Raw genomic sequence first — 12,726 nt, forward strand, 5'->3', positions numbered from 1 at the left:
GATGCGGGCGCCGGTCGTGGCGGGCCTGGCGGGAGGCCGCGAGGCACGAGCGGCCGGATGGTCGACCGGCGCCCGCATCCCTGGAGAGTCGCCGCGGTGACAACCTGCTCGGTTGCCTGAGGCGACTACAGCATGCAGCTGACGCAACCCTCCACTTCCGTGCCCTCCAGCGCGAGCTGACGGAGACGGATGTAGTAGAGCGTCTTGATGCCCTTGCGCCAGGCGTAGATCTGCGCCTTGTTCACGTCGCGGGTCGTGACGGTGTCCGGGAAGAACAGCGTGAGCGACAGGCCCTGGTCGACGTGCTGGGTGGCCGCCGCGTAGGTGTCGATGATCTTCTCGTAGCCGATCTCGTACGCGTCCTGGTAGTACTCCAGGTTGTCGTTCGTCATGAAGGGCGCCGGGTAGTACGCGCGCCCGAGCTTGCCCTCCTTGCGGATCTCGATCTTCGCGGCGACGGGGTGGATCGACGACGTGGAGTGGTTGATGTAGCTGATGGAACCGGTGGGCGGCACGGCCTGGAGGTTCTGGTTGTAGATGCCGTGCTCCATGACGGACGCCTTGAGCTCGCGCCAGTCGTCCTGCGTGGGGATGTGCACGCCGGCGTCGGCGAACAGGGCGGCGACGCGCTCGGTGGCGGGCTCCCAGACGCGGTCGGTGTACTTGTCGAAGTACTCGCCGGTCGCGTACGTGGAGGTGGCGAAGCTGCCGAAGGCGCGGCCGCGCTCCTTGGCGAGGCGGTTGGACGCCGCGATCGCGTGGTAGGCCACGGTGTAGAAGTAGATGTTGGTGAAGTCGACGCCCTCGTCGGAGCCGTAGTGGATCCGCTCGCGCGCGAGGTAGCCGTGCAGGTTCATCTGGCCGAGGCCGATGGCGTGACCGAGCTCGTTGGCGCGCTTGATGGACGGCACGGACTCGATGCTGGTCTGGTCGGACACGGCGGTGAGCGCGCGGATCGCGGTGTCGATGGTCCGGCCGAAGTCCGGGGAGTCCATCGTCTTGGCGATGTTGAGCGAGCCGAGGTTGCAGGAGATGTCCCGGCCGACGTGGTCGTAGGAGAGGTCCTCGTGGAACGTGGACGGCGTGGAGACCTGCAGGATCTCGGAGCACAGGTTCGAATGGGTGATGCGGCCCTCGATGGGGTTCGCGGCGTTCACCGTGTCCTCGAACATGACGTACGGGTACCCGGACTCGAACTGCAGCTCGGCGATCGTCTGGAAGAAGTCGCGGGCCTTGATCGTGGTCCTGCGGATCCGCTCGTCGGCGACGAGCTCGTCGTACTTCTCCGTGATGGAGATGTCGGCGAACGGCTTGCCGTAGATGCGCTCGACGTCGTACGGGCTGAAGAGGTGCATGTCGGCGTTCTTCTTCGCCAGCTCGAACGTGATGTCCGGGATGACGACGCCGAGGGAGAGGGTCTTGATGCGGATCTTCTCGTCCGCGTTCTCCCGCTTGGTGTCGAGGAACCGCATGATGTCGGGGTGGTGCGCGTGCAGGTAGACGGCGCCGGCGCCCTGGCGCGCCCCGAGCTGGTTGGCGTAGGAGAAGGAGTCCTCCAGCAGCTTCATCACGGGGATGACGCCGGACGACTGGTTCTCGATGTGCTTGATGGGCGCGCCGTGCTCGCGCACGTTGCTGAGCAGCAGGGCGACGCCGCCGCCGCGCTTGGAGAGCTGCAGCGCGGAGTTGATGCCGCGCGCGATGGACTCCATGTTGTCCTCGATGCGCAGCAGGAAGCAGGAGACGGGCTCGCCGCGCTGCGCCTTGCCGACGTTGAGGAAGGTGGGGGTGGCGGGCTGGAAGCGGCCGGCGATGACCTCGTCGACGATGTCGCGGGCCATCTGCTCGTCGCCGTCGGCCAGGCCGAGCGCGACCATGGAGACGCGGTCCTCGAAGCGCTCCAGGTACTTCTTGCCGTCGAACGACTTCAGCGTGTACGACGTGTAGTACTTGAACGCGCCGAGGAACGAGTCGAAGCGGAACCCGGCGGCGTAGGAGCGCTGGAACAGCTCCTTGATGAAGGCGCGCGAGTACTTCGCGAGGACGGTCGGGTCGTAGTACTTGTTCTCGACGAGGTGGTCGAGCTTGGCGTCGAGGGTGTCGAACTCGATCGTGTTCGGCAGGACGTGCTGCCGGAAGTACGCGGACGCCGCCTCGCGGTCCTTCTCGAACTGGATCTTGCCGTCCGGCCCGTAGAGGTTGAGCATCGCGTTGAGCGCGTGGTAGTCCATCTCCGCCTGCGGCAGGGCGACCTGCGCGGCGGCGTCGGACGTGGTGCTCACGCCGAGATCAGTGACTGTCGTTGCCAAAATCGTCCCCATCCGTCTCGGACGCGCTGGGCGTCCTCGGTCGTGCCGAGCAGCTCGAAGGCGTACAGGTACGGGACCTGGCACTTCGCCGCGATGATGTCGCCGGCGATGCAGTACGCAGCGCCGAAGTTGGTGTTGCCCGCCGCGATGACGCCGCGGATCAACGACCGGTTGTGCGCGTCGCCCAGGAACCTGCGGACCTGGCGCGGCACGGCTCCGCCCTCGTTGCCGCCCCCGTAGGTGGGGACCATGAGCACGTACGGTTCGTCGACCGTGAGGAAGCCGTCGGCCGGGCGCAGCGGGATGCGCCGCACCGGCACGCCCTGCTCGGCGAACCCGAGCTTCTGGACGAACCGGTGCGTGTTCTCCGAGACGCTGGAGAAGTACACGAGCGATGACATGTCGCTCTCCCCCGTTCGGAACGTACGTGGTGCCGGCCCGGTCGCGCGGTGGACGCGACCGGGCCGGAGCGTGTCAGGCCGAGACGGCCTGGGCGGCGACGGAGCTGATGCGGTCGGGACGGAAGCCCGACCAGTGCTCCTCGCCGGCGACGACGACGGGCGCCTGGAGGTAACCGAGACCGCGGACCATCTCGAGCGCCTCGGCGTCCTGCGTGATGTCGACGACGGTGTACTCGACGCCCTTGCGGTCCAGGGCGCGGTAGGTCGCATCGCACTGCACGCACGCCGGCTTGCTGTAGACGGTGACGCTCATGTCGATCTCCCCCTCGTCCGCCGCCCGCCTGGCGGCCCGTGATTTCTGTGTGTGGTGGGCGGTTCCCGGGCGGTCGACCGGGGTCCGCGGGACCCTGCGAAGGGCCCCCGACCAGGGACGACACCGGTGTAACTACGCCGATGTGATGCTCTGCGGAGGCTGGGCCCCCGACGTGCTCCAAACACTACACCTAGTGTTCGCCGCGCGCTCGCCCACGACATGTTGTGTTGCCAACGGTGTGATTTCAGCCGTGTCATCCGGTCCTCGGAGGGCCCGACGACCCTTGGCGACACCTGTGGGACCCATGTTCCCAGCCGCCTCCGACAGCCCCGTCGTCCACCGCCGTCGTCCACCGGCGCGACCCGGCGGGGGCCCTGGCAGGGGGCCGCCGAGGGCCCGGCTTCCACACCTGTGGACGCCCGGTCGTCCACAGGTGTGCACGACGACCCCGAGCCCTCCGGGCGGGCCGGAGGGCCGCTCCCCCGACCCCGGCGCGGACCACGACCGGGCCTTTCTCACACGACGACGCGCCCGGCGTGTCGGGCACGCCGGGCGCGTCTGCGGCCACGGGCCGGACGGTCGGGACGGGTCAGGCGGGCTGCGCCTCGAACACCCCCGGGATCCGGCCGGTGCGCACGAGCCGCGCGTACCAGTAGGCCGAGTTCTTCCACGTGCGCTCCCCGGTGGGGTAGTCGACGTGCAGCATGCCGAACCGCTTGGAGTAGCCGTAGGCCCACTCGAAGTTGTCCATGAGGGACCACGCGAAGTAGCCGCGCACGTCGGCGCCGGCGGCGATCGCGTCGGCGACGGCGGCCACGTGGTCGCGCAGGTACGCGACACGGGCGAGGTCGTGCACGCGGGCGATGCCGAGCGCCGGGTCCTCGACGACCTCGTCCTCGAAGGACGCGCCGTTCTCCGTCACGGCCAGCGGCAGGCCCGGGTAGGTGCGGTGCAGGTCGAGCAGGAGCTCGGTGAGGCCGGCGGGCTCGACGTTCCAGCCCATGGCCGTGTGCGGGCCGGGCTGCGGGAGGAACTCGACGTCGTCGGCGGCGACCCACGGGGAGACCGTGGTGGTCTTGTGGCCGTCGGCCCGCACGGGCTCGCCGTCGCCGGCGAACCGGCGCACGCGGGTGGTCGAGTAGTAGTTGACGCCGAGGACGTCGAGCGGCTGGCGGGTGATCTCCAGGTCGCCGTCCTGGACGAACGACCAGTCGGAGACGCTCGCGGTGTCGGCGAGGACGTCGGCGGGGTACTCGCCGTCGAGGAGCGGGCCGAGGAACACGCGGTTGGCGAGCCCGTCGACCTGCCGCACGGCGTCGGCGTCGGCGTCGGAGCCCGACGCGGCGCGCAGGACGTGCAGGTTGAGGGTGATGGAGCACTGCGCGTCGGGCAGCACCTCGCGGATCGCGCGGACGGCGAGGCCGTGGGCGAGGTTGAGGTGGTGCACGGCGGCGAGCGCGGCGGCGGGCTCGGTGCGGCCCGGGGCGTGCACGCCGGACGCGTAGCCGAGGTAGGCGGAGCACCAGGGCTCGTTGAGGGTGGTCCACATCCGGACGCGGTCGCCGAGCTCGGTGGCCATGGCGCGGGCGTAGTCGGCGAACGCGTACGCGGTGTCGCGGTTGGCCCAGCCGCCGGCGTCCTCGAGCTCCTGGGGGAGGTCCCAGTGGTAGAGCGTGACGTAGGGCGTGATGCCGCGCTCCCGCAACGCGTCGAGGAGGTTGCGGTAGAACTCGACGCCCTCGGGGTTGAGGGGACCGCGGCCGCCGGGCTGGACGCGCGGCCAGGAGATGGAGAGCCGGTAGCCGCCGACGCCGAGGCGGGCGAGGTGGTCCACGTCCTCGGCCCAGCGGTGGTAGTGGTCGCAGGCGACGTCGCCGGTGTCGCCGTTGACGACGGCGCCGGGGACACGGCTGAGGGTGTCCCAGATGGAGGGGCCGCGGCCGCCCTCGGTGGCGGCACCCTCGATCTGGTAGGCGGCGGTGGCGGTGCCCCAGAGGAAGTCGGCGGGGAACGGGCCGGGGGCCGCGGCGCCGGTGGCGTGGCCCGGGGTGGTGCTCATCGGTGGTCTACCTCCTGGTGGTCGGTGCGACGGGTCGCACCCTGGGCGTGGGAGCGTTCCCACGAATCGATTCGATGGTACCTCGGGACGGGCGGTGGATCCACCGCCCCGCCGAGGCGGCGCGTCGTGGCCGTCCTCGCGCCCGGCACCCGGGCACGAGGACGACCACGACACCCCTCACAGCACGAGCGTCACCGCGGCGCGACCCGAGGCCGCGGCCACCACGTCCCCGGCCCGCACGGACCAGTCGCCCGGCGCGTCGTCGGACGACACCACGACCTCGTCGCCGCGGCGCCGCACGTGGAAGCGCACCGGCTCGCCGCCGCCCCGGGCCGGGACCGCCGTCACGGCGTCGTAGCCGTCCGGGAGCTCGAAGAGCCGCAGCTCCACGCCGTCCGCCCACGCGTAGTCCGGGCGGTCCGTCCGCGCGCCGAGCGGCAGCACGGTGCCGGGCCGCACGTACAACGGCAGCGAGTCCGCCGCGTGCCGCTCGCGGACCCAGCGCGGACCGGTCACCTGCTCGCCCGTCAGCAGCGAAGTCCACGTCCCCGCGGGCACGTACACCTCGACGTCGCCCGCCGCCGTGAACACCGGCGCGACCAGCAGGGCCCCGCCCAGCATGTACTGGGTGTCGATGCCGAACGTCGAGCGGTCGTCGGGGAACTCCAGCGGCATCGGGCGCATCAGCGGCACGCCCGCCCCGACGACCTCCTCGGCCGCCGCCCCCAGGTACGGCATGAGCCGCATCTTGAGGTGCGTGAACCGCCGGGCGACGTCGACCGCCTCCTCGTCGAACGCCCACGGCACCCGGTACGAGCTCGACCCGTGCAGCCGCGAGTGGCTGGACAGCAGGCCGAACGCCAGCCACCGCTTGAAGACGTCGGCGTCGGGCGTGCCCTCGAACCCACCGATGTCGTGGCTCCAGTAGCCGAAGCCGGACATGGCCAGGGACAGACCGCCGCGCAGCGTCTCCGCCATCGAGGAGAACTGGGAGTCGCAGTCGCCGCCCCAGTGCACCGGCATGGTCTGCCCGCCCGTCGTGGCGGCCCGGGCGAACAGCACCGCCTCGCCCTCGCCGCGACGACGCCGCAGCAGGTCGAACACGGCCTCGTTGTAGGCCTGGGCGTAGTAGTTGTGCATCCGCTGCGGGTCCGAGCCGTCGAACCACACGACACCCTCGGTGGGCACCCGCTCCCCGAAGTCCGTCTTGAAGGAGTCGACGCCCTGGTCGAGCAGCCGCTCGAGGTGCGACAGGTACCAGGCGGTGGCCTCGGGGTTCGTGAAGTCGACCAGGCCCATGCCGGCCTGCCACAGGTCCCACTGCCAGGTGCCGCCGTCGGTGGTGCGCAGCAGGTAGCCCTTCGCGGCGCCCTCGGCGAACAGCGGGGAGCGCTGCGCGATGTACGGGTTGATCCAGACGCACACCTTCAGGCCGCGGTCGTGCAGCCGGGCCAGCATGCCCTCCGGGTCGGGGAACGTGCGCGGGTCCCACGTGAAGTCGCACCACTGGTACTCCCGCATCCAGAAGCAGTCGAAGTGGAAGACGCTCAGGGGCAGGTCCCGCTCGGCCATCCCGTCGATGAAGGCGTTGACGGTGGCCTCGTCGTAGTCGGTGGTGAACGACGTCGACAGCCACAGCCCGTACGACCAGTCCGGCACGCGCGGCGGACGCCCGGTGAGGGCGGTGTAGCGGGTGAGCACGTCCTTCGGGGTCGGGCCCGCGATGACGTGGTAGGTCAGCGTCTCGCCCGGCACGGAGAGCTGGACCCGGGAGTTCACCTCGGTGGCGACCTCGAGCGACACCTTCTCCGGGTGGTCGACGAGCACGCCGTAGCCGCGGCTGGTCACGTAGAACGGCACGTTCTTGTACGCCTGCTCGCTGGACGTGCCGCCGTCGGCGTTCCAGACGTCGACCTCCTGGCCGTTCTTCACGAACGGCCCGAACCGCTCCCCCAGCCCGTAGACGTGCTCGCCGGGCGCGAGCGCGAGCTGCTCGTGCACCCAGGAACCCCCGGCGTCCGCGGAGACCGCCGCGACCGACTTCGGCAGGGACGACGTGACGACCTGGCCGGCGTGCTCGAAGTCGACGCGCCAGGGACCGCCGCGGTGGACGCGGACGGAGAGCTCGCCGGTCTCCAGGACCCCGGCGGCCTCGTCGACCTTGACCACCGGCCGGAACCCCGGCTCGCGGTGCAGCGCGAAGTCGGGCCCGCGGTGCACCCCCCCGGCGTGGTGCTCGACGCGGACGGTGACGACGCCCGGCGCCGGGGAGGAGTAGGTCAGGGTGAGCATCGGCCGGTTGAGCGTGTCGCCGCGGTGGCGGATCGTCGCGGTGGGGGCGTACACGGTCATGGTGCCCGCCTCCTCGTCGACGCGGACGTCGTCCACCTCGACCGCGTAGAGCGGGTGCAGACCGGGCCGGGACAGCCAGTAGCCGTCGGTGAACTTCATGGTGGGTCACCTTCTCGTCGGGTCCATCGTCCGGCGGGGTCCGCCCCTCCGCACTCCCGGCGGCCGGGGCCGGGTCGGCGGGTGGGCGTCGTCGACGTCGATGTCGAAGCGCTTCGACAGCCGAGTATGTGCGGGCTCGCGGCTGTCGTCAAGAGGGGCGGGAGCGGCGGGACGACGCCGGTCGTACCGATTCGAGGCCGGGCCCGCCCGGGACGGCTCCCGTCACGGGTCGCGTGGGTCGAGGACGACGGCGCCGGACGGCGCCAGCACCACCTCACCGGCGACGACCTCCCCCGTCAGGAGGTCGACCGCGGCCCCGGGCACGGGGACCCGCGCCGCGGAACCGCCGTGGTTGAGCACGAACAGCAGGCCACCGCGACGCACCGCCTCCACGCCCGGCAGGTCGCCCAGCCCGGGCAGCACCCCCTCCACCCCGGCGCGGTCGAGCGCCCGGCCGAGCACGCCGGCGAGCACCGCCTCCGGCAGCACGGCCCCCACGTACCAGGCCGCGCCGCCGCCCGCCGGGACGTGGCGCGTCACCGCGGGCGCACCCGCCAGGTGGCCCTCGGCGAACGTCGCCAGCACCTGCGCGCCGTCGGAGCGCAGCAGCTCGCCGAACGTGGTCGCACGCGGCGCGTCCGACGCCGCGGCCGCGGACGCCAGGTCCGCGCCCACCGCCAGGGCGACGCCGTCGTCGGGCAGCGGCACCCACTCCTCGCCGCTCACACCCAGCGTGTCGCGCAGCAGCACCGGGAACCTCCCGGGACGAACCTGCGCGTCGGCGTCCGCGACGCCGCTGAACGGGCCGACGACGAGGCTCGCCCCGCGCCGGACCGCCGCCTCGAGGCCCAGCGCGGCATCCTCGGTGAGCACGTACGACTGCGGCACCAGGACCACGTCGTAGCCCGTGAGGTCGGCGCCCGGCGGGGCGAGGTCGACCGCGACGCCCGCCGCCCACAGCGGCCGGTACCAGGCCCGCACCTGGTCGAGCACGCCGAGCCGGGCCGTGGGTCGGGCCTGCTCCTCGGCCGCCCACCACGACTCCCAGTCGAACAGCAGCACCACGCGCGCCTCGACGCGGCCACCCACCACGGGGCGCAGGCGCCGCAGGTCCGCCCCGAGGCGACGCACGCCGGCATGGACCCGGGTGTCCGGGCCCGCGTGGGGCAGCATCGCGGAGTGGAACCGTTCGGCGCCGGCCCGCGACGCCCGCCACTGGAAGAAGCACACGCCGTCCGCGCCGCGGGCCACCGCCTGCAGCGACTCCAGCCGGGAGCGGTCGGGACTCTTGGTGAGGTTGTGCTCGCGCCAGCTCACCGCGGCGGTCGCCTGCTCCATGAGCACCCACGGGTCGCCCCCGCCGAGCGACCGGACGAGGTCCTGCACCAGCGCGGAGTCGGCCGGGGCGTGCGGGTCGCCGGGGTCGGGGTACTGGTCGTCGGCGACGACGTCGAGGTCGCCCGCCCACGACCAGTAGTCGACCAGGGGGAAGAACCCCATGAAGTTCGTCGTCACGGGGACGTCGGGGTCGGCCGCCCGGATCACGTCGCGCTGCTCGCGGTAGAGGTCGAGCAGCAGGTCCGAGGAGTAGCGCCGGAAGTCGAGGGCCTGCGTCGGGTTGACGTGGTAGACCATGCGTCGCGGCGGCAGGATCTCGTCGAACGAGCCGTAGGCCTGCGACCAGAACGTGGTGCCCCACGCCTCGTTGAGCCGCTCCAGGGTCCCGTAGCGGGTACGCAGCCAGTCGCGGAACCGCGCGGCGGACTCGTCGCCGTGGCACACCTGGCCGAACTCGTTGCCGACATGCCACATCCGCACCGCCGGGTGCCCGGCGTACCGGGCGACCAGGTCGCGGGTGATCGCGAGCGCGTGGTCCCGGTACACCTGGGACGCCGGGGAGAAGTGGTTGCGCGACCCGGCCACCAGCCGGACGCCGTCGACGTCGACGGGCAGGGTCTCGGGGTACCGGTGCCCGAGCCAGGCGGGCGGCGACGCCGTCGGGGTGGCGAGGTCGACGGCGACCCCGGCGGCGTGCAGGACGTCGAGGACCTCGTCGAGCCACGCGAAGTCGCGCACGCCGGGGCTCGGCTCGTAACGGGCCCACGAGAACACGCCGACCGTGACGAGGTTGACCCCGGCCTCGCGCATGAGCCGGGCGTCCTCGCGCCAGACGTCGGGACCCCACTGCTCGGGGTTGTAGTCGCCGCCGTGGAGCAGGCCGAGGTCGTCGGTCAGCGCGGCGAAGCGCCCTGCTCCGGCGGGGCGGGCGGACGTCGCCGTCCCGCCGGTCCTGCTCGCCGTCGTCCGCTCCGTGCTCGGCACCGTCGCCTCCTCGCGTCGTCGCCGCGACACCGCTGTCGAAGCGCTTCGAGCGCACGCTAGCCTGGGCCGATGCCGGGTGTCCAGCGTCGCCACCAGCCCCGTCCCGCCTCCCCGGGCAGCGCCCGCGGCCCTGCCGCGCCGACCGCCCCCGCCGTGCCCCCCGAGGCCCCGCCACGCGCCGAGGCCGGGCCGACGACGGACCCGCACCCGCCGGCCGACGGCCCCGACGACCTGCACCGGCTCTGGTACGACGCCCCCGCCACGACCTGGCTCGAGGCCCTGCCCGTCGGCAACGGCCACCGTGCCGCGATGTGCGCGGGCCGCCCCGGCACCGAGCACCTGTGGCTCAACGACGGCACCGCCTGGTCCGGGCGCCCCGACCCCGACCCCCTCGCGGGCGTCCGGGCCCGCGGGCCCGAGCACCTCGCCGCGGTACGGCGCGCCCTCGACGACGGCGACGTCCGCGAGGCCGAGCGCCTGCTCGCCGCGATGCAGTCCCCCTGGTCGCAGGCGTACCTCCCGCTCGCGGAGGCCGACGTCGCCGTCACGGCCGCCGACCCGCCCGGCGACGACGACGCGCAGGAGGCCGGCGATGACGGCGCGCGGGCGCCCGGAGCGTCCGGCGCCGGGGAGCGCGGCGCCGCGGTGCGTGAGCTCGACCTGCGCACCGGGGTCGCCACGCACCGCTGGTGGACGCCCGCGACCGGCGGCGTCGTCCAGGAGACCTGGGCCGACGCGACCGGCGGCGCGCTCGTCCACACCGTGCGCGCGGAGCGACCCGTGCGCGTCACCGTGCGGGTGGAGAGCCTGCTGCGCACGTCGGGCTCCCCCGACCCCGCGCTCACGCCGGACGCCTCCGGCGACCTCGCGCACGTCGTGGACCTGCCCGTCGACGTCCCGCCGGGGCACGCGCCGGGCGGGAGCGTCGTCCGCTACGCCGACGACGGCCGCCACGGCGTCGTCGTGGTGCGGGCGGTCGGGGACGCCGGGGCCGACGTCACCGGCGGCATGCTGCGCACCGGTGCGGCCACCACCCACGTCCTGCTCGTCGCGACCGCGACGACCGACCCGCCCGGCGACCCGGTCGGACCCGTCGCCGAGCGCCTCGCGGCCCAGCTCGACCCGCGCCCGGCACGGGTCGGCACGGACGCCGGGGCGGAGCCCGGGGCACGTGCCGGGGCCGTCCGCGAGCGCCTGCGCGCCGCCCACGTGGCGGCGCACCGGGAGCTGTACGACCGGGTGCGGCTGGTGCTGCCGTCGGCGGAGGGCGCCGCCGACCTGCCGACGGACCGGCGGGTCACGGCGGCGGAGCACCGCCCGGACCCGGGGCTGGCGGCGCTGGTGTTCCACCACGGGCGCTACCTGCTGCTGTCGTCGTCGCGGCCGGGCGGGCTGCCGGCGACGTTGCAGGGGCTGTGGAACCCGTGGCTGCCGGGCCCGTGGAGCAGCGCGTACACGCTGAACATCAACCTGCAGATGGTCTACTGGGCGGCCGAGCCGACGGGGCTGGCGGAGTGTCACGAGCCGTTGCTGGCGTTCGTGCGGCGTCTCGCGCGGGGGCCGGGGGCGCGGGTGGCGGCGGACCTGTACGGGGTGCGCGGCTGGACGGCGCACCACAACGCGGACGCGTGGGGGCACGCGGCGCCGGTGGGTGCGGGCGAGGGCGACGCGTCGTGGGCGGCGTGGGCGTCGGCGGGCTGGTGGCTGGTGCAGCACCTGGTGGAGCACCACCGGTTCGCGGCGGACCGGGAGGCGGCGGACGCGGTGCTGCGGGAGTCGTGGGACGTGCTGCGCGGGGCGGCGCTGTTCGCCCTCGACTGGGCGCGGCCCGCCGCGTCCGCTCCGCGAGGTGGCACCTCCGGTCGTGGGGTCGTGCCCCCGGGGTACGACCTCTTGGCTGCAGGTACGACCTCGCGGGCGACGGCGCGGCTGAGCCCGTCGACGTCCCCGGAGAACACGTTCGTCGCGCCGGACGGGGCGCCTGCGGCGGTGACGGCGGACGCGACGATGGACGTGGCGCTGGTGCGCTCGCTGGCGGCCGCGTGCGGGGAGGTCGCGGCGCTGCTGGGCGGGGACGAGGCCGCCGAGCCGTGGGTGGACGAGCTGGCGACCCTTGCGGCGGCGCTGCCGGAGCATCGCGTGGGGCCGCGGGGCGAGCTGCTGGAGTGGGGGGCGGAGCTGCCGGAGGCGCAGCCGGAGCACCGGCACCTGTCGCACCTGGTGGGGCTGTTCCCGCTGGGCGTGCTGGGTCCCGCGACGACGCCGGACCTGGCGACGGCGGCGGGGCGGACCCTGGAGCTGCGGGGCCGGGAGTCGACGGGCTGGTCGCTGGCGTGGCGGGTGGCGCTGTGGGCGCGGCTCGGGCGGGGCGACCGGGCGCACGAGCAGGTGCGCCTCGCGCTGCGCCCGGCCGTGGAGGGTGCGGGGCACCGGGGCGGGCTGTACCCGAACCTGTTCAGCGCGCACCCGCCGTTCCAGCTGGACGGGAGCTGCGGGCTGACCGCGGGCGTGGCCGAGCTGCTGCTGCAGTCCCACCGCGGCTCGCGCGACGTGCCGCACCTGGACGTGCTGCCGGCGCTCCCGGTGGCCTGGCCGGACGGCGAGGTGACCGGCCTGCGGGCCCGGGGCGGGCTCCGGGTGGACCTGGCATGGCGGGCCGGGACGCCGGTGCGGGTGGTGCTGCACGCGCCGCGGGGGCGCGACGTGACGGTGACCCTGGGAAGTTCGCCCGGCCGACCCGCGCCTCCGGGGCCGCTGACGGTCCCGGCCGGGGCTATGTTGACCCTCGACCCCATCAGCCTGACCGACCCGGCCGACCGGGGCCGCACGGACGCGGCCCCGGGCTCGGCGGTCGCCGCCCCGTGAGGAGCT

At 73.8% G+C, this 12,726-nt stretch carries 7 protein-coding genes; 1 reads left to right on the plus strand and 6 read right to left on the minus strand.

What is annotated here, in order from left to right:
* Positions 1 to 125: 125 nt before the first annotated feature.
* The 6 genes from nrdE to ATJ88_RS13310 all read right to left on the minus strand — a co-directional run bounded on the left by nrdE (position 126) and on the right by ATJ88_RS13310 (position 9,768).
* Positions 126 to 2,231, minus strand: coding sequence for a class 1b ribonucleoside-diphosphate reductase subunit alpha (gene nrdE / locus ATJ88_RS13285; RefSeq protein ID WP_211287587.1), 2,106 nt, complete (start codon positions 2,229 to 2,231; stop codon positions 126 to 128).
* Between the two features lie 47 nt (positions 2,232 to 2,278).
* Positions 2,279 to 2,710, minus strand: a complete 432-nt coding sequence (gene nrdI / locus ATJ88_RS13290; protein WP_098464239.1) for a class Ib ribonucleoside-diphosphate reductase assembly flavoprotein NrdI — start codon at positions 2,708 to 2,710, stop codon at positions 2,279 to 2,281.
* Positions 2,711 to 2,783: 73 nt separating this feature from the next.
* Entirely contained in the window at positions 2,784 to 3,023 is a 240-nt protein-coding gene (gene nrdH, locus ATJ88_RS13295; RefSeq protein WP_098464240.1) for a glutaredoxin-like protein NrdH, read from the minus strand.
* Positions 3,024 to 3,612: 589 nt separating this feature from the next.
* Positions 3,613 to 5,082 (minus strand): GH1 family beta-glucosidase, encoded by a 1,470-nt coding sequence (locus ATJ88_RS13300; protein ID WP_098464241.1) that lies wholly within the window; start codon positions 5,080 to 5,082, stop codon positions 3,613 to 3,615.
* Between the two features lie 177 nt (positions 5,083 to 5,259).
* Positions 5,260 to 7,533, minus strand: a complete 2,274-nt coding sequence (yicI, locus tag ATJ88_RS13305) for an alpha-xylosidase (RefSeq protein ID WP_098464242.1) — start codon at positions 7,531 to 7,533, stop codon at positions 5,260 to 5,262.
* A gap of 222 nt (positions 7,534 to 7,755) precedes the next feature.
* Positions 7,756 to 9,768: a beta-galactosidase gene (locus ATJ88_RS13310; RefSeq protein ID WP_245852661.1), complete on the minus strand. Its 2,013-nt coding sequence runs from the start codon at positions 9,766 to 9,768 to the stop codon at positions 7,756 to 7,758.
* Between the two features lie 156 nt (positions 9,769 to 9,924).
* Between ATJ88_RS13310 and ATJ88_RS13315 the strand changes: the two genes are divergently transcribed.
* Positions 9,925 to 12,720 (plus strand): glycosyl hydrolase family 95 catalytic domain-containing protein, encoded by a 2,796-nt coding sequence (locus ATJ88_RS13315; RefSeq protein ID WP_098464244.1) that lies wholly within the window; start codon positions 9,925 to 9,927, stop codon positions 12,718 to 12,720.
* The last annotated feature ends 6 nt before the right edge of the window (positions 12,721 to 12,726 follow it).

Origin of the sequence: Isoptericola jiangsuensis (genome assembly GCF_002563715.1) — a bacterium.
GTDB lineage: Bacteria > Actinomycetota > Actinomycetes > Actinomycetales > Cellulomonadaceae > Isoptericola > Isoptericola jiangsuensis.

Excerpts from the sequence above, each read along its gene's own strand:
- ATJ88_RS13315 (WP_098464244.1), top strand. The coding sequence starts at position 9,925 with ATGCCGGGTGTCCAGCGTCGCCACCAGCCCCGTCCCGCCTCCCCGGGC.
- nrdI (WP_098464239.1), bottom strand. The coding sequence starts at position 2,710 with ATGTCATCGCTCGTGTACTTCTCCAGCGTCTCGGAGAACACGCACCGG.
- yicI (WP_098464242.1), bottom strand. The coding sequence starts at position 7,533 with ATGAAGTTCACCGACGGCTACTGGCTGTCCCGGCCCGGTCTGCACCCG.
- nrdE (WP_211287587.1), bottom strand. The coding sequence starts at position 2,231 with ATGGACTACCACGCGCTCAACGCGATGCTCAACCTCTACGGGCCGGAC.
- ATJ88_RS13300 (WP_098464241.1), bottom strand. The coding sequence starts at position 5,082 with ATGAGCACCACCCCGGGCCACGCCACCGGCGCCGCGGCCCCCGGCCCG.
- nrdH (WP_098464240.1), bottom strand. The coding sequence starts at position 3,023 with ATGAGCGTCACCGTCTACAGCAAGCCGGCGTGCGTGCAGTGCGATGCG.